Annotated in this window: 15 protein-coding genes; 9 read left to right on the forward strand and 6 right to left on the reverse strand. The window is 58.9% G+C overall.

The features are described 5' to 3' along the window. Positions 1–18: 18 nt before the first annotated feature. The gene (locus FZZ92_RS06100) at positions 19–216 is read right to left on the reverse strand and encodes a hypothetical protein (RefSeq protein WP_226397550.1); all 198 of its coding nucleotides are present in this window, start codon (positions 214–216) and stop codon (positions 19–21) included. Between FZZ92_RS06100 and purT the strand changes: the two genes are divergently transcribed. Continuing rightward, entirely contained in the window at positions 215–1,393 is a 1,179-nt protein-coding gene (purT, locus tag FZZ92_RS06105; RefSeq protein ID WP_226422795.1) for a formate-dependent phosphoribosylglycinamide formyltransferase, read from the forward strand. The two genes, FZZ92_RS06100 and purT, sit on opposite strands and share 2 nt — an antisense overlap. On the opposite strand, the gene FZZ92_RS06110 is transcribed toward purT, so the two are convergent. From FZZ92_RS06110 to recN, 4 genes are all read right to left on the reverse strand, one after another. Next, positions 1,379–3,502: an HAD family hydrolase gene (locus tag FZZ92_RS06110; RefSeq protein ID WP_226422796.1), complete on the reverse strand. Its 2,124-nt coding sequence runs from the start codon at positions 3,500–3,502 to the stop codon at positions 1,379–1,381. The genes purT and FZZ92_RS06110 overlap by 15 nt on opposite strands. A 206-nt stretch (positions 3,503–3,708) precedes the next feature. Continuing rightward, positions 3,709–5,205 carry an alpha/beta fold hydrolase gene (locus FZZ92_RS06115; protein WP_226422797.1) on the reverse strand — a complete coding sequence of 499 codons (1,497 nt, stop codon included), beginning with the start codon at positions 5,203–5,205 and terminating at the stop codon, positions 3,709–3,711. After that, positions 5,205–8,168: an excinuclease ABC subunit UvrA gene (gene uvrA / locus FZZ92_RS06120; protein ID WP_226397554.1), complete on the reverse strand. Its 2,964-nt coding sequence runs from the start codon at positions 8,166–8,168 to the stop codon at positions 5,205–5,207. The genes FZZ92_RS06115 and uvrA overlap by 1 nt, the downstream gene beginning before the upstream one ends. A gap of 45 nt (positions 8,169–8,213) precedes the next feature. Continuing rightward, positions 8,214–9,896, reverse strand: a complete 1,683-nt coding sequence (gene recN, locus FZZ92_RS06125) for a DNA repair protein RecN (protein WP_226422798.1) — start codon at positions 9,894–9,896, stop codon at positions 8,214–8,216. A 76-nt stretch (positions 9,897–9,972) separates the two neighbouring features. Between recN and FZZ92_RS06130 the strand changes: the two genes are divergently transcribed. The 8 genes from FZZ92_RS06130 (at position 9,973) to purF (ending at position 19,815) form a co-directional block, all read left to right on the forward strand. Continuing rightward, a complete protein-coding gene (locus FZZ92_RS06130) occupies positions 9,973–11,832 on the forward strand; it encodes an AarF/ABC1/UbiB kinase family protein (protein WP_226397556.1) in 1,860 nt (619 codons plus the stop codon). Positions 11,833–11,856: 24 nt separating this feature from the next. After that, a complete protein-coding gene (locus tag FZZ92_RS06135; protein WP_226397557.1) occupies positions 11,857–12,438 on the forward strand; it encodes an alpha/beta hydrolase in 582 nt (193 codons plus the stop codon). Between the two features lie 101 nt (positions 12,439–12,539). Further along, on the forward strand, positions 12,540–13,598 hold the full coding sequence (gene thrC / locus FZZ92_RS06140) for a threonine synthase (RefSeq protein WP_115024707.1): 1,059 nt from the start codon (positions 12,540–12,542) through the stop codon (positions 13,596–13,598). Positions 13,599–13,645: 47 nt separating this feature from the next. Beyond that, positions 13,646–13,849 (forward strand): hypothetical protein, encoded by a 204-nt coding sequence (locus FZZ92_RS06145; RefSeq protein WP_226422799.1) that lies wholly within the window; start codon positions 13,646–13,648, stop codon positions 13,847–13,849. A 182-nt stretch (positions 13,850–14,031) separates the two neighbouring features. Further along, positions 14,032–15,189, forward strand: coding sequence for a DNA polymerase III subunit beta (dnaN, locus tag FZZ92_RS06150; RefSeq protein WP_115024709.1), 1,158 nt, complete (start codon positions 14,032–14,034; stop codon positions 15,187–15,189). Between the two features lies 1 nt (position 15,190). After that, a complete protein-coding gene (locus FZZ92_RS06155) occupies positions 15,191–15,949 on the forward strand; it encodes an RNA methyltransferase (RefSeq protein WP_226422800.1) in 759 nt (252 codons plus the stop codon). Between the two features lie 40 nt (positions 15,950–15,989). Beyond that, positions 15,990–18,296 carry a phosphoribosylformylglycinamidine synthase subunit PurL gene (purL, locus tag FZZ92_RS06160; RefSeq protein WP_226422801.1) on the forward strand — a complete coding sequence of 769 codons (2,307 nt, stop codon included), beginning with the start codon at positions 15,990–15,992 and terminating at the stop codon, positions 18,294–18,296. A gap of 61 nt (positions 18,297–18,357) precedes the next feature. After that, positions 18,358–19,815: an amidophosphoribosyltransferase gene (gene purF, locus FZZ92_RS06165; protein WP_226422876.1), complete on the forward strand. Its 1,458-nt coding sequence runs from the start codon at positions 18,358–18,360 to the stop codon at positions 19,813–19,815. 3 nt (positions 19,816–19,818) lie between these two features. Here the strand turns inward: purF and FZZ92_RS06170 are convergent, their stop codons facing one another. Next, complete coding sequence (locus tag FZZ92_RS06170) at positions 19,819–22,287, reverse strand: DNA topoisomerase (ATP-hydrolyzing) subunit A (RefSeq protein WP_226399040.1); 2,469 nt, start codon at positions 22,285–22,287, stop codon at positions 19,819–19,821. Positions 22,288–22,300: the final 13 nt, after the last annotated feature.

The following is a 22,300-nucleotide window of genomic DNA, read 5'->3' on the forward strand; positions in this document are numbered from 1 at the left end:
GCAACCGGTGGAATGGGATCAGCAGGCCTGGCTCTTGCCGCCCCGAGCTGAAGACATCCCCCAGCGAGAACCGCCAACAATGTCGCCCGAAGCACTGGACTCCATCAAGAACTCATCCTTGACGTAGCAGCACATCGAGCCCTGCACTCCCAGGCTGCGGAAAGTCTCAGGACTTGCGTTGATTGATGATGCGGCCAGCCATTCAAAGATCACCATGCCGTCGTTTCCTCGCACCGTGATGCTGCTGGGCAGTGGGGAACTGGGCAAAGAAGTGGCCATCGCTGCCCAACGACTTGGCTGCCGGGTGATCGCCTGTGATCGCTATGCAGGTGCTCCAGCAATGCAAGTGGCTGACATGGCGGAAGTGCTGCCGATGACCGATGCCGATGCCTTGCTCGAAGTGGTCAGGCGCCACCAGCCCGACGTGGTGATCCCGGAGATCGAAGCGCTCGCAGTTCATGCGTTAGCGGAACTGGAACAGGAGGGAATCACCGTGATTCCAACGGCCCGTGCGACGGCCGTCACCATGAACCGAGACCGCATCCGCGACCTGGCAGCCGGCGAACTCGGTCTCCGCACGGCCCGATTCGCCTATGCCTCCAATGCTGAGGAACTCACAGAGGTAGCGAAACCTCTGGGCTGGCCCGTCGTGGTGAAACCGGTGATGAGTTCCTCGGGCAAAGGGCAGAGCGTGGTGAAAGGCCCTGATGACTTGAAGCAAGCCTGGGATATCGCCATGGCCGGCGCCCGCGGCACCTCAGACCAAGTGATTGTTGAGGAATTTCTCAGCTTCGATCTGGAAATCACCCTGCTCACCATTCGCCAGCGCAACGGCGAAACCCTCTTCTGTGCACCGATCGGCCACGAACAGGAAGGAGGGGACTATCAGTGCAGCTGGCAGCCCGCCCAACTGACGGAACAGCAACTGAATCAGGCCCAGGCCATGGCCAGGACGGTGACCGACAACCTCGGCGGTGCAGGTCTCTTCGGTGTGGAATTTTTCCTCTGTGGTGATGAGGTGATCTTTTCGGAACTCTCTCCCCGCCCCCACGACACCGGCCTGGTCACATTGATCAGCCAAAACCTGAGCGAATTCGAACTGCACCTGCGTGCCGTTCTTGGCCTGCCGATCCCCGAGATCACCGCAGCTGATGCCGCTGCCAGCCGTGTGATCTTGGCCCAAACGAATATGCACTCGGTCGCTTTTGAAGGGGTCGAACAAGCGCTGACGGAAGCTGACACCCAATTGCTTCTGTTCGGCAAGCCCACGGCCCGCCCTGGTCGGCGGATGGGTGTGGCACTGGCAAGGGGAGGAGATCGGAAGGAAGCACAAGCAAAGGCCGACAGGGCAGCCGCCTGTATAACCGTGATCCCGGGATCAACGGCTGCCTGAAAACCGGTAGTGGGTTAAGCCATCCAGCACGGCTCCAACACTGGGGCGTTTCGACACGTACACCCGCTGCTGGATCCTTTGACCCAACAAACAAGGATCGTGATCCGCAGGCACGACCGTGGCGGGTAAGCCATCCAGCAACTCTCCATCCCCTTGCTGACTGGCAACCACCAGAACCCGCTCCAGGGGGAGCCCCCAAGACTGAGCAAGGAAGCGAATGGCCTCGCTGCGGGAGGCCCGCTGCGGCAGAACATCCAAAAACCAGTGACAGCGGAGCTGGGGTTCAGCCTGCAAAGCATGGCGCCGCAAGCACTGACGGGCCAATCCGATCAACCCACGGTTGGAGGCACGCAACAAGTAGCTGACCTTGAAACGACTTTGATGATCAAGGTCCTGAAGCCGGATGTGTTCCTGCAGGTGACCCATCGCTGCAAGAACAGCATCGCGATCCCAGGCCTCACTGATCCGCTGCGCCCAAACGGGGTCCGCTGCACGATCCAAACCATGGTGGATCTCTGTTCCAGCCCGGCAGATCCAGGCCTTGGGATCGGGAAGGTGCAACTCGTGGTAGCGCTGACGTGCCTGAGCCAGGGAGCGACCCGTAAGGATGACCAACCCTGTCGAGGCGGAAAAGGGTTCGGCTTGAAGCCGATCGCGCAGATGAGCAAGGGAGCTTTCCTCCGGTAACTCCAAACTGCTGTCAAGATCCAGCGCCAGGAGCCTGGAGACAGGACTGGGCCGCCGCACCACCGACAACGCTCGAACAGGTGACGAACGAATCCTTTGCTGCATCAGGGCGAGGTATTGGCACACATGGGCATCCCAACTGAAGTGGCGACTGATCGCCTCCACCCCGTTGTCACTCCAACGTCGCCAACGGGGTCCATCACTGCCGGCGAGTTCCAGGGCTTCCTGAAGTGCCCCAGGATCGGTGACGTCTGCCAAAAGACCGTTGTCGCAACGGTGTTGGATATCCCGTGGCCCCCCATCGTCGGTCGCCACCATCGGCAAACCACAGGCCGCGGCCTCCAGCAGGGTGAGTCCGAAGGGTTCCGTCAAAGCCGGATTCACAAACAACCCGCCACGACGGGCAGCCCAGCGATACAGGGCGGGAATCTGGGCACGACTGTGTTGTTTGGGATATGCCACCTGGCCATAGAGGTCAAAGCGATCCACCAGATCGAACACCTGCTGAAGCACATCGCGCTGCTGCTTCTCGAGCTGACGCGGGTCATCCCGACATCCCAGCACAAGCACGAGGTTGTGACGCTGCCGCAGCACCGGTGACTGGCCATAGGCCTCCACAAGCGCAGGAATGTTCTTGCGACGAACCGCACGGGAAATCGCGAGCAGGGGTGCGCGATCTGGCTCCCTCAGGAAAGGCTGCAACAGGCTTTCCACAGCAGAGCATTCCTGCGACGAGCCGTGGGGATGGAACCGTGTGGCATCGACCCCGGGGGGGACCACCTCCGCCTGAGCCGCCTGAAAGTGGCCGTAACGCGAGTACTGCTGATCAGCTTCCTGACGGGTGCTGGTGATCACCAGATCGGCTTGCGCCAGAGCGCGCTCTTCGGCATCGATGCGACGGCTAATGGCATAGGTCTGCTCAATCTGAGAGCGATCAAGACCACCGGCGAGGAGGCGACGCTGTTTCTCCCGGCCGAGAGAGTGCCCGGTGAACACCAGCGGAATGCCCAGCCGCTGACTGACCAGAGCACCCACCAAGCCGGCATCGGCGTAGTGGGCATGAATCCAGTCCACCCTGTGGCCAGGCTGGCTCAGATGTTCCACCAGTTGATCAGCCAGCTCCTCGAGATGGGGCCAAAGGAGCTCCTTCCGCAGATACCGCTTCGGTCCGAATGGGAAACGCAGGATGCGGGCACCCGGACAAATGACCTCCTCCCGTTTGCTGTAGTCGAGATCAAAACGACGGTCCTGAATCAACCGCGTCACCACATCAACCTGCTCAACCTCGGCCCGCTGCGCCAGGCTGCGCGCAAGCTCGAGGACATAGAGCGTCTGGCCACCGGTATCAGCATCCCGTCCGAGTTCGAGCTCATGAGAACGAAACAGACCGTGAAGATGCAGATGCAACAACCGGATCCCCATTCGCTCACCTCACAAACAACAACGGAACACAGATTCAGTGCCGTTGGTTTTTCTTTAGAGGCGGAAGAAGAGCTAAAAAATGAAAAAAACCTTAGAAGGCACGCAAATCAAACAGCTAAAAAAAGCCGACTCTCATTCTCTCGCAGGTGATCTGAGCTCAAGAAACTGCACTCATGCCGACTGCTGTATGTAACAACCCGGCAATGTCAGAGGCGGTCGCTCACATCGACCAGGCTGCCCTGTTCGTCACCCCAACCACCCCTGGAGAAGGTGATCGCGCCATCCACCTCAAGCTGCTCGTTGATCCAGCCAAGGATGGCCGGCCCAACGCGTGCCGGAGACGCTTCACCACGAAAACTGCGGAGGCTGAAGTGGTCAGCACCCTGCACCAACACCAAACGGTGACCGAACTGCACGGCCTTGCTCTCACGCATCGGAGCGATGGCTTCCGGACCCGAAGGCACCACCCAATCGCGGGTACCGCTGATCAGCAGCAACTTGGCTGGAAGGCTCTCCAAGCGGCTGCCGTCGAACAACAAACGCAAGGGCGGGCTGACGGCCACAACAGCCTTGACCCTTGGATCGGCAACAGCGGCTTGGTTAACCCCCGACAGCCAACTGCATTGGAGCACCCAGCTGATGTTTCGCTCCGGATCCTTGAGGTCGTTGCAACGGGCTTTGAGTCTGTAATCAATAGGAACACCACCGGCCAATTGGAGCGTGGTGGTGGCTCCCCAGGAATGACCCACCACCGCTACGGCATCGGTATTCAAGTTGGCGTCTGCCAGAAGACGGCGTGCACTGATGGCATCCAACAAAGCGGACACATCAAGGGGCCGAAGACGCAATTCTTCAGGACCCGGCGGCGGCGCATCACCAGCGAGCATCGCCTTCTGCTGATTGAGATCGCTGCCGGGGTGGTCTGGCAGCAGCACGGTGTAGCCATGGGCAGCCAGCACCTCACCCCAACCTTCAAAGGATTCCGGATCGTCCCAGAGCCCGTGGGAAATCAAGACCAAGCGACCATTCCCAGGCGCTGCAGGCTGAAGCATCAGAACCCGCAGGGGTTTCGGCCGATGGGGCACAGGCACCTGAACAACCTCACGGGACCAACTGGGCCGCAGTGGCCCCCGCAGAGCAGCCGTCACTGATGCGGGCTCAACGGAACGGGCCAAAGCAACCCCCTCCTCAAGATTGGTTTTAAGCCGATTGGCCACCTCAGCGAGACGCGACAGATCGATCGATGCCTGTTCTCCAGGCAACTCCCGCAAAAAACCAAGGATGTTGGGTTGCCCCCGGCGTTCAGCACGAATCAGGGCCTCGGTCAGCATCCGCCCGCTCACATCCGGCTCAACTCCTTCAAGAGCCACCACCTGCGTCGCCGCATGGAGGGCCTGCTCCAGAAGCGGCTGACCGGTCGATCCCGCCAGCAACGCCTTGGTTTCCAAGGGCAGTGGCGTGAGGAACACCTGGCGCAACAGCGGCAACAACTTGCCACCACTGGCCAGTTCCAGATCCTGCAGATCCGGACTGGACTGGATCAATTGTTCAGCGGACTCACCGTCATCGAAGTTGATCGTGATCTCCGTTTCCAGGAACGGCAGTCGCAACACCAGCCGCTCCAATGCTGAAGCGGGACCCCCTGCCAAGGCCAGCGAGATGCCAACACCCAGGGCGGCCAGGTGTGTCCGAAGTCGAGCCATCAAGCTGCCAGGGGAACGGGAAGTTCAGGGGGATGCTGCTCCAAAACCCGGCTGAGATAACGGCCTGTGTGACTGGTGGGGTGCTGGGCAACCTCCTCTGGAGTCCCCGTGACCAAGATCTCGCCTCCACGATCACCACCTTCAGGGCCGAGATCGATGACCCAGTCACTGCAACGAATCACATCGAGATTGTGCTCAATGCAGATGATTGAATTGCCCTTGTCCACCAATCGCTGCATCACGTCCATCAGCTTGTGCACGTCATAAAAGCTGAGGCCGGTCGTGGGCTCATCGATCAGATAGAGGGTCTTGCCGGTGGCCCGCCGTGACAATTCCGTCGCCAACTTCACCCGCTGGGCTTCACCCCCCGAAAGAGTTGGCGCCGGCTGGCCAAGTTTGACGTAGCCCAAGCCCACATCCACCAGCGTGCGTAACCGATCTGCAGCCTGAGGAATTGCATCGAACACCTCAGCGGCCTGCTCCACCGTCATCTGGAGCACATCAGCAATGGTGTAACCCTTGTATTTGACCTGCAGGGTTTCGCGGTTGAACCGAGCGCCCTTACAGACATCGCACTGAACGTAGACGTCCGGCAGGAAGTTCATTTCAATCACATTCACGCCCTGACCGCGGCAGGCCTCACAGCGGCCGCCCTTCACGTTGAAACTGAATTGCCCCACCTGGTAACCACGGGCCTTCGCCTCCACCGTGGCAGCGAACACCTGCCGGATCGGATCAAAAGCACCGGTATAGGTGGCCGGATTGGATCGGGGCGTCCGTCCAATCGGGCTCTGATCGATCACGATCACCTTGTCGATCGACTTCAGGCCCCGCAGCTCCCCCACACCCTGCGGGAAGGGCACTTTGAAACCCAGGCCGTTTTCCAGAGCCGGATGCAAAAGCTCATTCACCAGGGTGCTCTTGCCGCTGCCGCTTACACCGGTGACGGACACCAGCCGTCCCAGTGGAAACTCAACCGAAACGTTCTTGAGGTTGTTGCGATTGCAATCGATCAGCTTGAGGGAACGTGAACCGCTCTGGCGGCGTTCGGCCGGCGTGGGAATGGAACGGCGGCCGCTCAGATAGGCACCGGTGAGGGATTCGCTGCTCGCAACCAAGTCATCAAAACTTCCCTCGGCAACGATGTGGCCACCATGAACACCGGCACCGGGACCAATATCCACCACGTGATCTGCAGCACGGATGGTGTCTTCATCGTGTTCCACCACCACCAGGGTGTTTCCAAGATCCCTGAGCCTCACGAGAGTGTTCAGGAGACGATCGTTGTCCCGCTGGTGCAGGCCGATGCTCGGCTCATCGAGCACGTAAAGCACCCCTGTGAGACCAGCGCCGATCTGAGTGGCCAACCGAATGCGCTGGGCCTCACCGCCGGAGAGCGTCATCGCCGGACGATCCAAGCTGAGGTAATCCAGACCGACATCCAGCAGAAACTTCAAGCGCAGGCGGATTTCCCTGAGCACCAGATCACCGATCTGAATCTGACGGGGACTCAATAAAGGCTCTGAACCCTCATAGGCACCAACGCCCATCAATTTTTCGATCCGTTCCAGGGTCTGACCGACGCTGACAGCAGTGAGTTCTGGAATCCGATACGGGCCGACCGTCACAGCCAGGGCTTCCGGTCGGAGCCGCTGACCGCCACAGGCTTCGCAAGGTACGAGCTCGAGATACTTCTCCAACTTCTGCCGTTGGGCTTCACCGCTGGCATCGCGAAGCTGCCGCTCAAGAATCGGAAGAATGCCTTCGAAAGGGCGGGTGTATCCCCCTTTGCCCTTGCGATACCGGCTATCGGCCTGAATCAGAATCGGTTCACGGCTTCCGTTGAGCAGCACATCCCGCTGGTCATCCGTGAGCTCATTCCATGGGGTCTTGATCTCAAAGCCGAAGGCTTCACCAACCGAGAACAACAGTGAAAAGTAATAACTGTTGTCTTTCTCTGCCCAAGGGGCAACGGCGGAATAAACGGGCTGACTGGGATCCGGAATCACCCGGTCCACTGTGAATTTGCGCAAATGCCCGATGCCATGGCAAGCCTCACAGGCGCCATAAGGGCTGTTGAACGAAAACAGTCGCGGCGATAGTTCCTCCATCACAGCGCCGTGAACGGGGCAGGCGAAGTTCTCGGAGTAAAGCCGCTCCCGTTCAACGCCGTCAGGAAGCTCCTCACCTTTCTTGGGCACCACCTCCACAAGCGCCAAACCATCGCCACGTTTGAGAGCCGTGCGCAACGAATCGGTCAGCCGTTCCTGCACTCCCTCACGGGACACAAGGCGATCGACCACCACCTCAATGTTGTGGCTGTGGTTCTTGTCGAGTTCAATGTTGTCGGCCAGTTCGCGCACCTCACCGTTGATGCGCACCCGAGCAAAACCCTCAGCCGCCAGGCCACTGATCAGCTTTGTGTGGGTGCCCTTTTTGCCACGCACCACCGGCGCCAGCAATTGATACCGGGTTCCCTCCGGCAACAAAAGAATCTGATCGACCATCTCGTCGATGCTCTGCGGCTTAATCGAGCGACCGCATTTGGGGCAATGGGGTTCGCCAGCCCGGCCGAACAGCAAACGGAGGTAGTCCTGAATCTCCGTAACGGTGCCCACCGTGGAGCGCGGGTTGTGACTGGTGGATTTCTGATCAATGGAGATCGCGGGGGACAACCCTTCGATGGCATCGACATCGGGCTTGTCCACCTGGCCTAGGAACTGCCGGGCGTAAGCCGACAGACTTTCGACATAGCGGCGCTGCCCTTCCGCAAAGATCGTGTCGAACGCCAGCGAGCTCTTACCGCTGCCACTCACCCCGGTGAAGACCACCAACTTGTTGCGGGGAATCGTGACGTCGACGTTCTTGAGGTTGTGCTGTCGAGCACCCCTCACCCGAATCACGTCATCCTGATTCGCCAGCGGGTCAGCTGAGTCAGTGATCTTGGCAGCAGCTCGCGCCATCAGGACCCGTTGGAAGGCCCAAAAGCTTAGGAAGAACCGAAGCCTTCAAGCTGTTCGCTGGTCCAGCAGGCTGGCTGCATAGGCATCGGCCTGATCGCCACCAGCGAGATCAGCCAGCTCCTGGCGACGTTCCTGGGTGTCCCGCAGTCGGGACACTCGCGAATGGGTCACGCCATCCTCAACATGCTTGCTGACCCGGAAATGATGATCAGCAACCGCTGCCACAAGCGGTTGGTGGGTGACGCAAAACACCTGACGCTGACGGGCCAGAGTCTGAAGGAGATTCGCCATCGCTCCACTGACGCGTCCACTGACGCCGGCATCAATCTCATCGAACAGCAGCGTGCTGGACCCATCCACAGCGGCAAGGGTGGTCTTGAGGGCCAGCAGAAAACGGGACATCTCACCCCCAGACGCCACCTCCGTCAACGGTGCCATCGGCTGGCCGGGATTGGCAGAAAACAGGAACTGCACAGCATCCGCACCATGCTCAGCGGGATCACAGGGGGTGAGATCCACCTTGAAACGCACGTTGGCCAGCCCCATGGGAGGCAACAAGTCCAGCAACGAGGCCTCCAGAGCCTCCGCCGCCTTGGAACGCTCGCGATGCAGTGCCGCATTGGCCTGATCACGCGTCTGGCGTCGGTCGTTCTCGTCCTGGTGCAGGCGAACGAGATCCGCCGCGAATCCCTCAGCACCCAGACGATGAAACAGGTCATCTCGACGCTGAATCAAACCGGCCAGATCAAGGCCATAGCGGCGCTGTAGGCGTTTTAAAACCGACAGTCGGTCTTGGATCCGCTCGAGATGGTCTGGATCGCTCTCAAGTGCAAGACCGTACTGATCGAGGGAACGCAGCAAAGCATCCACACCAGCCTCAAGATCCAGAGCCTGATCCCGCAGGGACTCAAGCGAACCATCCAACTGGGCCATGGCCTGCAGCTCCTGGATGCACATCGCGAAATGATCCTGCAAAGAAGGCCCCTGATCCGCGCCATCGCGGAGACGCCCAAACAGCACGGCCAGCCCCTCCAACAGCCTCACGCCATGAACAAGGCGGTCCTGGTCCTGTTCAAGCCGCTGCTGTTCGTCGGGGTCTTCCAGATCGGCAGCCTGCAGCTGCTCCAGCTGCTCCTCCTGTTCAGCCCGCTCCTGTTCGGAACGTTGCTGCTCCTGCTCGAGGGCCATCAGAGCATCAGCAGCCAGGCGCCATTTGCTCCAGGCATCAGCCACTTGCTGTTTAATCGCCGCCAGCTGGGAGCCACCGAGACAGTCCAACCAAAGACGTTGTTGCCCAGCGCGTGACAACAACTGGGTCTGGCCTTGAACGGTGAGATCAATCAGCAGTGGTCTGAGCTCAAGCAACTGCTGACGGTTCACCGTGCTGCCGTTCAGACGGCAGCGACTGGAAAAGCGATCACCGTCTTGCCGTTTCCACTCACGGCTAATCAGGAGCTCCTCTTCAGGGTCAAACTCCGCCGCAACCAGCCACTGTTCAAGGGATGGGCTGAGTTGAAATGCAGCCTCAATCCTGGCTCGATCAACCCCAGCGCGAAGCAGACGAATACCACTGGCACCCTGGGCTCCCCCAAGAACCGCATCGAGGGCATCAAGAAGAATCGACTTGCCTGCGCCGGTTTCACCGGTGAGCACCGTGAAGCCGGAGCTGAACTCCAGTTCAAGACTCTCGATCAGAGCGATGTTCTGCAGCAGCAGACCGGTGAGCACATCCAGCCCTGTGGTGATGCCGACCGTAGCGGCGGCCTGGGTCGTTTAGAAGGGGGGTCGCACATCCCTTTTATTGATGGCGCAAGAGCTCGGGGATTTCATCGAAGCCGCGGGGTTGCTCGAGTACGACCCCGCCGCCATCACGCGGATTTATGCAGGCCATCCCCAGCGGCTGATCCGACGGCTCTGGCAAACCCTGGTGCCCATCGGCTTGTTGCTACTGGGTGTCGTCTTCGACTGGATCTTCCAGTTACTGAAAGACGAGCAACGGGCCCGGGATCGAGCCCGCGAGTGCGCAGAACTGCTGGTGGATCTCGGCCCCGCCTTCATCAAAGCCGGCCAAGCACTCTCCACCCGACCGGACATCGTCCCGCCGCTGCTGCTGGAGGAACTGGCCCAGTTGCAGGACCAACTGCCTGGCTTCGACAGCGGCCTGGCCATGGCCTGCATCGAGGACGACCTGGGGGCACCGGTGGATGACATTTTCGAGCAGCTTGACCGGGATCCGATTTCCGCCGCCTCCCTGGGACAGGTGCACAAGGGAACCCTCAAGGGTGGCGCCAGGGTTGCGGTGAAAGTGCAGCGCCCCGGCCTGCGCGAACAGATCACCCTGGATCTGTACATCGTGCGCAACATCGCAGCCTGGCTGAACAGCAACATCGGACTGATCCGCAGCGACCTCGTCGCCTTGATCGACGAACTGGGGCGACGGGTGTTCGAAGAAATGGACTATCTCAACGAGGCCTCGAACGCTGAGACCTTCGCTGAGCTGCATCAGCACAACCCTCGAATCGCTGTTCCGACGATCTACCGCAGCGCCACCAGTCGCCGCGTGCTGACGATGGAATGGATCGACGGCGTCAAACTCACCAATCTGGATGCCGTTCGGGAACTCGGCGTCGATCCAGACGACATGGTGGAGGTGGGCGTGAATTGCAGCCTTCAACAGTTGCTGGAGCATGGCTTCTTCCATGCCGACCCCCACCCCGGCAATCTCCTGGCCCTCGAGGATGGACGCCTCTGTTATCTCGACTTCGGGATGATGAGCGAGGTCAGCCGCGAGTCACGCACGGGTTTGATTCAAGCGGTTGTTCATCTGGTGAACCGGAACTTCGGGAAGCTCTCCAAAGACTTCGTCACCCTTGGTTTCCTGGCGGAAGACGTGAACCTGGAACCGATTGTTCCGGCCTTTGAGAAGGTCTTCAGCCAAGCGTTGGAAGCCGGCGTCAACCGCATGGATTTCAAAGCGGTCACCGATGACATGTCCGGTGTGATGTACAAATTCCCGTTCCGGGTACCGCCCTATTACGCCCTAATCATTCGGTCACTGGTCACCCTCGAGGGCATCGCTCTGAGTGTGGATCCGAACTTCAAGATTCTCGGTGCGGCGTATCCCTACTTCGCGCGTCGGCTGATGGAAGACCCGGATCCCCAATTACGTCAGAGCCTCAAGGAGATGCTGTTCGACGGAGATGCCTTCCGCTGGACCCGTCTGGAAAATCTTGTGTCTAGCGCTGCAAGTCAGGCCCAACTGGACCTGGAAGCGCTACTCGACCAACTGCTCGACTTCCTGTTCTCTCCCAAGGCGGGACTGCTTCGGGATCAATTGGTGACCGCCGCCGTGGAGAGACTGGACGCTCTGGGGTGGTCCACGATGCAGCGCCTGGGTCGACGTCTACCCAAACGACTGCAACCCTCCGCCATCGCCCAGACGCCTCCAGGGCTCTCGGATCCACTGATGCAACTGGAGCCAGTACGAGAATTGATTCAGGTGTTGCAGTCATTGCCGGGGTTCAAACCGGAACTTCTGCTGCGACGGATGCCCAGAGTTCTGAATGAGCCGGACACCCGCCGTATGGGATTCCAAGTGGCTCAAGGGCTGGCCGAACGAGGAGTTGTCCGCCTGGTGCGGGTCGCCGCTGGAGTTCCTGCCTAAGTTCCTGAGAACACCGTCAGCGTGATGCTTCTCAAGCCCTTCACCCGTTCGTCACTGCTGGCCATGGCGGCAGGACTTGGAATCGGTTGGAGCAGCGTCATGCAACCTCTGCATGCCGCCACGGATGTAGCCCTTGTCAGTGGTGCCTTCCGCCGCTCGATTCCCGTCAAGGAATTTGAACACCTGGCCGAGACCGGTGAAGCCATCGGCCTGCTGGGCAATCTGCTTGAACTGTCCGGGCAGAACCCTCAGGAGGTATCGCGAATGCTCAATCAGAGCCTCGAACTTCCGCTAGTGCTAACCAGCCGTTTAATCAATACACGGATCGGTGAAGCCATCCTGCGCCGTGCTTCACGCATCATCTACCCCATCTACACACCAGAACCCGAGGTGAGTGTTCCGGCGATCCGAGCAGGGGTGATCAGTGGATTGCAAAGCGAGGAAGGCCTCACCGCTGTGAGCTTTCTGAAGGGGTATCCCAATGCCGTTATGGCGGTGAACCTGCCAGCTTTGTTTGGGGTGATTGAGAAAGCGGAATCGATTGCCGGCCTGGTGCAGTTTTTCTCCGACTCCCCCTTGGACGGACTGAAGGACGCGCAACCCTGACCAATTCCTGAACGGACGCCGCCTAGATTCCGGAAATCCCCCCATCCCAGCCGGTGTCCCTGTTTCAGAACCTCCGTCGGCGTTTCACTGCCACCCCTGTGATGCAGGACTGGCCTGGACTGATTGAGGCCTATCGCAGCTGGCTTCCCGTCACCGATGCAACCCCGGTGATCACCCTTCGGGAGGGAGCCACTCCTCTGATTCCCGTGCCATCGATTGCGGAACAGATCGGCAAGGGCGTGAAAGTGTTCGTGAAATACGACGGCCTGAATCCCACAGGGTCCTTCAAGGACCGGGGCATGACCATGGCCATCAGCAAAGCCAAGGAAGCCGGTTGTGAAGCGGTGATCTGTGCAAGCACAGGGAACACCAGTGCAGCAGCAGCGGCCTATGCCCGGCGGGGAGGAATGCGGGCCTTCGTGTTGATCCCTGATGGCTATGTCGCCCAGGGAAAACTGGCTCAAGCTCTGGTGTATGGCGCTGAGGTCCTAGCGATCCGCGGCAACTTCGATCGTGCCCTGGACATCGTTCGGGAAGCGGCGGAGAAGTATCCGGTCACCCTGGTGAACTCGGTGAACCCTTACCGGCTTCAGGGCCAAAAGACGGCTGCTTTCGAAATCGTGGATGCCCTCGGAGACGCACCCGACTGGCTTTGCATTCCCATGGGCAACGCGGGAAATATCACCGCCTATTGGATGGGTTTTCAGGAATATCAGCAGGCGGGCCGAAGCCGGAACCTGCCCCGGATGATGGGCTTCCAGGCCAGCGGATCCGCTCCTCTGGTGAACAACACGACGGTGACGGACCCCGAAACGATCGCCACAGCCATCCGCATCGGCAACCCGGTCAACCGAGCCAAGGCCCTGGCGGCACGCGAAGCCAGCAAAGGAGCGTTCCTGGATGTCACCGATGCGGAAATCATCGAGGCTTACAAACTCTTGGGCGGCCAGGAGGGAATCTTCTGCGAACCCGCCAGTGCTGCATCTGTGGCAGGCCTGCTCAAGCGCAAGGATGAAGTACCAGCTGGCTCAACGGTGGTCTGCGTTCTGACCGGCAACGGCCTCAAGGATCCCGACTGCGCCATCAGCAACAACGACGCCGCCTTCCATACCGACCTCAATCCCGATCTCGACACCGTTGCCAATGTCATGGGCTTCTAAAACGGAATTCGATCGACGTCCTCCAGCCCCCCAACGGGGGCTTTTTCATGGCCATTGGACAAAACCAGCCGACAAAGCGGCTGCAGAAAACAACCAAAAACCGAATGCACACGCTGTGGAAAACGGGTGAAAGCAACTCCTCCGGCCAGGTGGATGGTTATCCACCTCCTGTGAAGACGTGGAAAACAGGTCTGCACTCCCCATTCCGTAAAAAATTCTCCTCAAGCATTGGTGAAGCAGAACTCTCTTGACCACTGACTTTCAAGCAGCTTTCCCCCTTTTCCCCAGGCCCTACTACGACTGTTTTATTTTTATTTTTTTAAATCCATAAGAACAAAACAGCCGAAAAGAGGATCCCGTTGCTCTGGCCATTGCACTTCCCCTCAGCCTGTGAAACGGTGGGGCACCTCAGCGCACTCAGGTCGTCAAGACGATGAAGGTGGTCTGTTCACAGTCCGAACTGAATAGCGCCTTGCAATTGGTGAGCCGTGCGGTGGCAACCCGGCCCACCCACCCGGTTCTGGCCAATGTGTTGCTTACGGCCGATGCTGGAAGCAATCGCCTCAGCCTGACGGGGTTCGATCTGAGTCTGGGGATTCAGACCTCTCTCGCCGCCAGTGTGGAAACCAGTGGAGCGATCACGCTTCCGGCCCGATTGCTGGGAGAGATTGTCTCCCGTTTATCCAGCGATTCTCCGGTCACTCTCGCGGTAGAGGATGCCGGCGAGCAGGTTCAGCTCACCAGCCTCAGTGGGAGCTATCAGATGCGCGGTATGAGTGCTGATGACTACCCCGATCTCCCGATGGTGGAGAGCGGCATGACGCTCAAACTTCAGCCTGAACGGTTGGTGCAGGCGCTCAAGGGCACCCTGTTCGCGAGCAGCGGCGATGAAGCGAAGCAACTGCTCACCGGTGTTCATTTGAAGTTCAACCAGCGGGCTCTAGAAGCTGCTGCCACCGATGGACACCGCCTTGCGGTGCTCAATGTTGACGACGCTCTGCAGGATGCGGCCATCGCTGATGCCGTTGATGAACAGGGTTTCGCGGTGACCCTCCCCGCACGTTCTCTTCGAGAGGTCGAGCGTTTGATGGCGTCCTGGCGTTCCGATGAACCCGTCAGTTTGTTCTGTGATCGCGGTCAGGTGGTGTTTTTGGCGGCCGACCAGATGGTCACCAGCCGCACGCTGGAGGGCACGTATCCCAATTACGGCCAGTTGATTCCCGATGGATTCACCCGCACGTTCGGGATGGATCGTCGTTCATTGATTGCTGCTCTGGAACGCATTGCTGTTCTTGCTGATCAACACAACAACGTCGTGAAATTCAGCAGTCAGCCTGAGGAGGGTGTTGTGTTGATCAGTGCTGATGCACAGGATGTGGGCAGCGGCTCCGAGTCACTACCAGCCAGCCTTGATGGTGATGCCATGCAGATTGCTTTCAATGTTCGCTATTTGCTGGATGGTCTCAAGGCCATGGGCTCTGATCGGATTGTTCTGCACTGCAATGCACCCACCACGCCGGCTGTGCTTCGTTCCGATGAAACGTCTGAAGCTTTCACGTATCTGGTAATGCCCGTTCAGATTCGTTCCTGATGTGTCTCTTCCGGATCAGCTTCTCCTCAGTGATCTTCTGAGTAATACCGTCCGTTGTGATCTGGGCTTGGATCACGGACCTGGGGTGATGGCCTGGATGCATCCGCCTGTGCATCGGTTGCTGGGTTGGGTCAGCCGACCGTCAGCTCTGCGTATGTCTCGCGATGTCTGGCGTTTGAACCAATGTTGTGGTTTTACGGATCAGCAGGTGTTTGTGCGCGGTGAACCGGCGGTCACCGATCAGGTGATGCTGGAACGCTTGCCGACGTTGATGGAGGCAACGTTGCTGGATCGTGATGGTGAGCGCATCGGCAGCGTTGTTGATCTTGATTTCCGACCAGCGGACGGCGCGATTCTTCACTATCTGATCGCCCGCAGCGACCCGCGACTTCCAGGCAGTTCCCGCTGGCGTTTGGCTCCGGATCGCATCCTTGACCAGCAACCGGGTCAGATTCAAACCGCCCTGATGGGATTGGATGATTTGCCGATGGCCCGCGCCAGTGTCCGTCAGGACCTGCTCCAACGCACCCAACGTTGGCGGGACCAGTTGCGCGTCATGGGTGACCGGGCCGGCGATCGCCTGGAGGGTTGGTTGGAGGACTCACCAATGGATGATCTGCGGCCAGAGCCCATCCGCTCTTCGCTAGGGGACGTCGAATCAGAGGCCGTCTCTGAGCGTGAATCAGAGGTCTGGGACGACGACAGCTGGGAGGAAACTCCGTCCCCCCGCCGCCGACAGGACGAAGACCCCTGGGTCTGACGGTCGGTCGGCAACACTGGGGGGAGGTGCTCCGCGATTCGTGGTTTCCTCCCCTGCGTACGACATAGCTGCAGCCCTGAAGCTGGAAGGGCTTAAGCCCAGTGACTGGGATGAGATCTGTCGGCGGCTCGGTCGCGAGCCGAACCGAGCTGAGTTGGGCATGTTCGGTGTGATGTGGTCCGAACATTGCTGCTATCGCAATTCCCGGCCCTTGCTGAGTGGTTTCCCCACTGAGGGACCGCGCATTTTGGTAGGACCTGGAGAAAATGCCGGCGTGGTCGATCTCGGTGGGGGCCACCGGTTGGCCTTCAAGATCGAAAGCCATAACCACCCCTCCGCCGTTGAGCCCTTTCAGGGGGCGGCAACAGGGGTGGGCGGGATCCTGCGTGACATCTTCACGATGGGGGCCCGTCCGATCGCGCTGCTGAATGCCCTGCGCTTTGGTCCCCTTGAGGAATCCGCCAATGTTGGCTTGATGGAAGGTGTGGTGGCTGGCATTGCCCACTACGGCAATTGCGTCGGCGTGCCGACGGTGGGCGGTGAGGTGGCCTTTGACCCCTCCTATTCCGGTAATCCCCTGGTGAATGCCATGGCACTCGGTCTGATGGAGACTGAGGAGATCGTCAAATCCGGAGCGATCGGCGTTGGCAATCCCGTGGTTTATGTGGGCAGCACCACCGGCCGGGATGGCATGGGCGGAGCCAGCTTTGCCAGTGCTGAGCTGAGTGCCGATTCCTTGGATGATCGCCCCGCTGTTCAAGTGGGTGATCCGTTTCTGGAGAAAGGGCTGATCGAAGCTTGTCTTGAGGCCTTTGCCAGTGGTGATGTGGTGGCAGCGCAGGACATGGGTGCTGCTGGTCTCACCTGCAGCTGTTCGGAAATGGCCGCTAAAGGGGGTCTGGGGGTGGAGCTGGATCTCGACCGTGTTCCGGCCCGTGAAACCGGGATGACGGCTTACGAGTTTCTGTTGTCGGAATCCCAGGAACGGATGTTGTTCGTGGTTAAGGCCGGGCGGGAGGAAGCGCTGATGCAGCGGTTCCGTCGCTGGGGATTGCAGGCGGCGGTTGTGGGCACGGTGCTCCAGGAACCGATTGTGCGGGTGTTGCATCACGGTGCTGTTGCTGCTGAGGTGCCCGCCACGGCTCTTGCCGATGACACCCCGATCGAAAAACATGCTCTGTTGCAGGAGCCCCCGGCGGATCTTCAGGCCCTCTGGAGCTGGACCGAGCAGGAGCTTCCCGAGCTGAGCGATGCAGCTGCAGCCCTGCTTCAGCTCTTGGATGATCCCACCATCGCGAGCAAGCACTGGGTTCACCGTCAGTACGACCAGCAGGTGTTGGCCAACACAGTGGTGTCATCCGGCGCAGCCGATGCCGCTGTGGTGCGGCTGAGACCTCAGCAGGGTGACGGATCGATGGCTGCGTCCAACCGTGGTGTTGCCGCCACGGTGGACTGCCCCAACCGTTGGGTCGCTCTTGACCCCGAACGTGGTGCGCAGGCGGCCGTCGCTGAAGCAGCACGCAACCTCAGTTGTGTGGGAGCTGATCCCCTGGCGGTCACCGACAACCTCAATTTCCCTTCACCGGAAACGCCGAAGGGGTTTTGGCAGTTGGCCATGGCCTGTCGGGGGATTTCCGACGCCTGCCGCGCCCTTAATACCCCCGTTACCGGCGGGAATGTCTCCTTGTACAACGAGACCAAACAGGATGACGGCACGATGCAGCCGATTCATCCCACGCCGGTGATCGGCATGGTTGGTTGTGTGGACGACATCAGTCGTGTGACTGGTTTGGCTTGGCAGCAGCCCGGCGATTCAATCTTTCTCATCGGCGTTCCGCCGGATGATGTTGCAGATCCCAGCCTTGGTTTGGCGGGCAGTGCTTATCAGCAGCAGAGCCTCGGGTCTCTGGCAGGACGTCCGCCCCAGCCCGATCTCGTTGTCGAAGCTGCAGTGGGGTGTCTGGTTCGTGAGGCCATCGCTCAGGGTCTGCTGGCCTCCGCCCATGACTGCAGTGATGGTGGTCTCGCTGTGGCTTTGGTTGAATCTTGCATCGCCTCTGATCTCGGCATCAATATGACGTTGACGACAGGTTCAGCGCGTTTGGATCGGGTGCTTTTCGCTGAAGGCGGCAGTCGCGTCATTGTGTCTGTGAACGCAGCCTGCCTCCCTGGCTGGGAGCAGTTGATCGGAGCCCGTGCAGGACTCTCTGTTACCTCGCTAGGCAGCGTCACAGCGGAGCCTCGCGTGGTGATCCGATCTGAATCTGCAGTTCAGCTCGATCTTGAGGTTGAACGGTGCGCAGCTGTCTTCCGTGATGCGTTGCCCCGACGGATTCATTCGGAGTGATTGAGTCAGGCGTTTCGTGACGGCCGATTCTCTTCCTTTTCTCTCTGTCTACGGATTCATCATGTGCGGCATTATCGGCATGTTCTGTGTTGACTCAGTCAACCAACAGATCTACGACAATCTGCTTCTGCTTCAGCACCGTGGGCAGGATTCGGCTGGGATTGTCACGATGGACAATCACACCTTCCATGTGCACAAACAAAAGGGACGTGTGCGTGAAGCGTTTCGCACCCGAGACATGCGAAAGCTTTTGGGCAATGCTGGTATCGGTCATGTTCGCTATGCGACCCGTGGTGCTGCTGCTTCCGAGGAGGAAGTTCAGCCCTTTTATGTGAATGCTCCCTATGGCATCACCTTTGTTCACAACGGTAATCTCACCAACACTCTTCAGCTCGAGCAGGATCTATTCAGGATTGATCGTCGTCATACAAATTCGACGAGCGATACGGAGATGTTGCTCAATGTGTTGGCTACCGAGGTTCAATCTCAGCTCACGGGACGAGATCTCACGCCGGATCAGTTGTTTGATGCGGTGGCATCTCTGCATCACCGCGTTCAGGGCTCCTATGCGGCCATTGCTCTGATTGCGGGCCATGGAATGCTGGCGTTCCGTGATCCCTATGGAATTCGTCCTCTGATTTTGGGTAGGCGTTTATCCGACCAGGGTCAGGAGGAGTGGATTATCGCCAGTGAGTCGTTGGTGATTGAAAACAGTGGCTACGAGATCGTTCGCGATGTTGATCCTGGTGAGGCCGTATTTATCGACATCAACGCCAACTTGCACCAGCGTCAGTGTGCAGATTCTCCTCGGTTGATTCCTTGTGCTTTTGAGTACGTCTATCTGGCACGGCCGGATTCTCTAATGAACGGTATTTCAGTCTATGAGTCGCGTTTAAGGATGGGTGATCGTCTTGCTAAAACGATTTCTGAAACATTACCGGCTGGAGATATCGATGTTGTGATGCCGATTCCGGATTCAGCGAGGCCGTCTGCGATGCAGGTCGCCAAGCAATTGGGTCTTGACTATCGCGAAGGTTTTTATAAGAACCGCTATGTCGGTCGAACCTTCATTATGCCGGGTCAGGCGGAACGAAAAAAATCAGTACGTCAGAAACTAAATGCCCTTGGTCCTGAATTCGCCGGCAAGAATGTGTTAATTGTCGATGATTCTATTGTTCGCGGTACTACCTCCCGCGAAATTGTTCAGATGGCGCGTAGTGCCGGTGCCAACAAGGTGACATTTACATCAGCGGCTCCCCCTGTCCGCTATCCCAATGTTTATGGAATCAACATGCCGACCAGGGCGGAACTCCTTGCCCATGGTCGAACAATTGATGACATTTCAGATGTTCTTGGTGCTGATCATGTTGTTTATCAGACCGTTGAAAATTTGCTGGAAAGCATTGTCGAAAATACCGACATCAAGGATCTAGAGATGTCCTGTTTTGATGGGCATTATGTAACTGGTGGTATTGATGAAGAGTATTTCAGGTGGTTGGAGCAGAATTGCAGCTCCTAATGATCAGCTATTCAGTTGAATTGTGTTGATCACTTCAACGATTGTTTCACCATTCTGAAGAGAAGTTTGTTGGCTTAATCTTTCTCCTGGTTGTGTGATGTTGATGTCGTCCGGATCCATGCGCCCGTGACGCTCTTTGCTTGTCCGCACTCCCACGAGTCCGGTTTGATCGCTGATCCCGACAAGACGATCAGATTCGCTGTCAATCTCAACGGCCATGCTGCCGAGATCGCCGCGTTGGTTGTATCGCAGGCCTGAGCAATCGACACGGCTGATCAACCCCTGTTTGCTGATCAGCATGAGTGGTGTCTGTTCTGCGCAGACAGCTCCGATGATCTGTTCCCCTGGCAGCAATCGCATGGTCATGGGTCCCTGTGCCAATCGACCCATCAATGGAAGGGAGTCCTCGGTGACCCGCAGACGCAACAGCCGACCGATGTCGCTGATCAGAACCAGTGTTCCCTGGTCGCGGCAGATCACAGCAGTGTTGAGCTCGACGCCTTCCTTCAATTTGAGAACGCTTGTGGCTCGACCGGAAAGGTCCACGACCTCGCTCAGAGGAATTCGCTTGAAGCGACCATCGCTGCTGAGTAAGCCCAGACTGTGATCATCTGTGTTTTGGTGGGGCAGCGACAGAAGGGAGACGATGCGGTCTCCATCGAGGCCGGTGGGCAGGAAACGCCCGATCTGACCAGGCTGTTGTCCGGCAAATTCCCAACGAACCTGGGCAATGCGGCCGCCGGCACTCACCGCCAGAAGTCGCGGTGGGGGTTCGATCGGCAGGATCACCTGTGCCGGAGACGGTGCGTCGCCAATCGGGCAAGGATCATTGAGATGGAGGCGTCCCAGCACCTGAGGGGTGACGATTTTTACTTGTCCATCGGCTTGGATCAGCACCCGACCATCCCCAGGCAGTGCGGATAGGGCCTGCTGACGCAGGAGTTCTGTATTCGGCCGTTGGCTGGCTGCCCGTTCGGCCATCAGTGCATCGCCACCTTCCACGAGTCGGGTTCGACGGGGGGTGTTGAAGCGCTTCTTCAACCCCTTGAGTTCCGTCACCATCGCGTCAAGCAATTGATCCCGGTTGTCGAGCAGCAACTTGAGGCGTTGACGTTCCGCCCGCAGTTCATCCAGCTCCTGTCGCAGGCTTTCCTGCTCGAGTCCCGTCAGGCGCCTGAGGGGCATGGCCAACACTGCATCCGCCTGACGTTCGCTGAGGTCGAGCCGCACCATCAAGCTCGCGCGGGCCGATGCAGCGTCATTGGCCTCTTGAATCATGGCGATCACGGCCTGAAGATTGTTCAGGGCCGTGATCAGTCCTTCTACGACCTCAAGCCTGTCTTCTGTCTTGCGGAGCGCATGACTGGTGCGTCGAATCAGCGTCAGTTCCCTGAAATCGAGAAAGGTCTGCAGCAGTTGGCGTAAGGAAAGCTGCTGGGGTTGTCCATCAACGAGGGCCAGCAGGATGGCTCCGAAGTTGCTCTGCAGAGCCGTTCGTCGTTGCAGATCCTTCAAAACCTTGTCTGGATCCGCATCACGGCGCAGTTCCACCACAACGCGCATGCCTTCCCGGTCGCTTTCGTCACGGATATCGGCGATTCCACCGATCTTTCCGTCGTTGACGGACTCGGCCAGCTTTTCAATCCAGCCGGCCTTGCTGAGCTGGTATGGCAATTCCGTGACGACAACGGCATTGCGCTTGTGGCGCCCTTTGCCGGGTTGCACCTCTTCGGTGTGGGCGACGCCTCGCATCGGGATACTGCCGCGTCCACGCAAATAGGTGTCCTGTAGCCCCGAGCTGATCAGCACTTCACCGCCGGTTGGAAAGTCCGGCCCTGGGATCAGTTCCAGAAGCTTCTCGTCACTCACTTCCGGCTTCCGGACCAGGGCGATCAGACCATCCACCACTTCTCCCAGATTGTGTGGCGGGATGCTGGTGGCCATGCCGACGGCGATGCCAGAGCAGCCGTTTAGCAGCAGGAAGGGGAGCTGGGCAGGCAGAACGGTGGGTTCCTGTTGGGATCCATCGAAGTTCGGCGCAAAATCAACCGTGTCTTCACCGATCTCCTCAAGCATCGCCTGGTGGGAGATGGGCGCCAGGCGGGTTTCGGTGTACCGCATCGCCGCCGGTGGGTCGTCGTCCACCGAGCCGAAATTGCCGTGGCCGTCAAGCAGTGGGTGACGGCTGGAGAAGGTCTGAACAAGCCGCACCAGGGCGTCATAAACCGCCTGATCACCGTGGGGGTGGTACTTGCCCAGCACGTCACCAACGACCCTCGCGCATTTGCGGTAAGGACGGTCTGGGGTGAGCCCCAGTTCCTGCATCGCGTAGAGGATGCGTCGTTGGACGGGCTTCAGACCATCGCGGGCATCGGGCAACGCCCGACCCACGATCACGCTCATCGCGTATTCGAGGTAGGAGCGCTGCATCTCCTGATGCAGAGCGATCGGTTGAACGCGCTCCTCAGCCATTCGGTCTGTCGAT

Origin of the sequence: Synechococcus sp. MU1611, from assembly GCF_020514255.1 — a bacterium.
Lineage (GTDB): Bacteria > Cyanobacteriota > Cyanobacteriia > PCC-6307 > Cyanobiaceae > Parasynechococcus.

What these genes read in the sequence shown, in the direction of transcription:
- purT (WP_226422795.1), top strand. Translation starts at nt 215, where the DNA reads ATGCCGTCGTTTCCTCGCACCGTGATGCTGCTGGGCAGTGGGGAACTG.
- FZZ92_RS06100 (WP_226397550.1), bottom strand. Translation starts at nt 216, where the DNA reads ATGGTGATCTTTGAATGGCTGGCCGCATCATCAATCAACGCAAGTCCT.
- FZZ92_RS06110 (WP_226422796.1), bottom strand. Translation starts at nt 3,502, where the DNA reads ATGGGGATCCGGTTGTTGCATCTGCATCTTCACGGTCTGTTTCGTTCT.
- FZZ92_RS06115 (WP_226422797.1), bottom strand. Translation starts at nt 5,205, where the DNA reads ATGGCTCGACTTCGGACACACCTGGCCGCCCTGGGTGTTGGCATCTCG.
- uvrA (WP_226397554.1), bottom strand. Translation starts at nt 8,168, where the DNA reads ATGGCGCGAGCTGCTGCCAAGATCACTGACTCAGCTGACCCGCTGGCG.
- FZZ92_RS06130 (WP_226397556.1), top strand. Translation starts at nt 9,973, where the DNA reads ATGGCGCAAGAGCTCGGGGATTTCATCGAAGCCGCGGGGTTGCTCGAG.
- FZZ92_RS06135 (WP_226397557.1), top strand. Translation starts at nt 11,857, where the DNA reads ATGCTTCTCAAGCCCTTCACCCGTTCGTCACTGCTGGCCATGGCGGCA.
- thrC (WP_115024707.1), top strand. Translation starts at nt 12,540, where the DNA reads ATGCAGGACTGGCCTGGACTGATTGAGGCCTATCGCAGCTGGCTTCCC.
- FZZ92_RS06145 (WP_226422799.1), top strand. Translation starts at nt 13,646, where the DNA reads ATGGCCATTGGACAAAACCAGCCGACAAAGCGGCTGCAGAAAACAACC.
- dnaN (WP_115024709.1), top strand. Translation starts at nt 14,032, where the DNA reads ATGAAGGTGGTCTGTTCACAGTCCGAACTGAATAGCGCCTTGCAATTG.
- purF (WP_226422876.1), top strand. Translation starts at nt 18,358, where the DNA reads ATGTGCGGCATTATCGGCATGTTCTGTGTTGACTCAGTCAACCAACAG.
- FZZ92_RS06170 (WP_226399040.1), bottom strand. Translation starts at nt 22,287, where the DNA reads ATGGCTGAGGAGCGCGTTCAACCGATCGCTCTGCATCAGGAGATGCAG.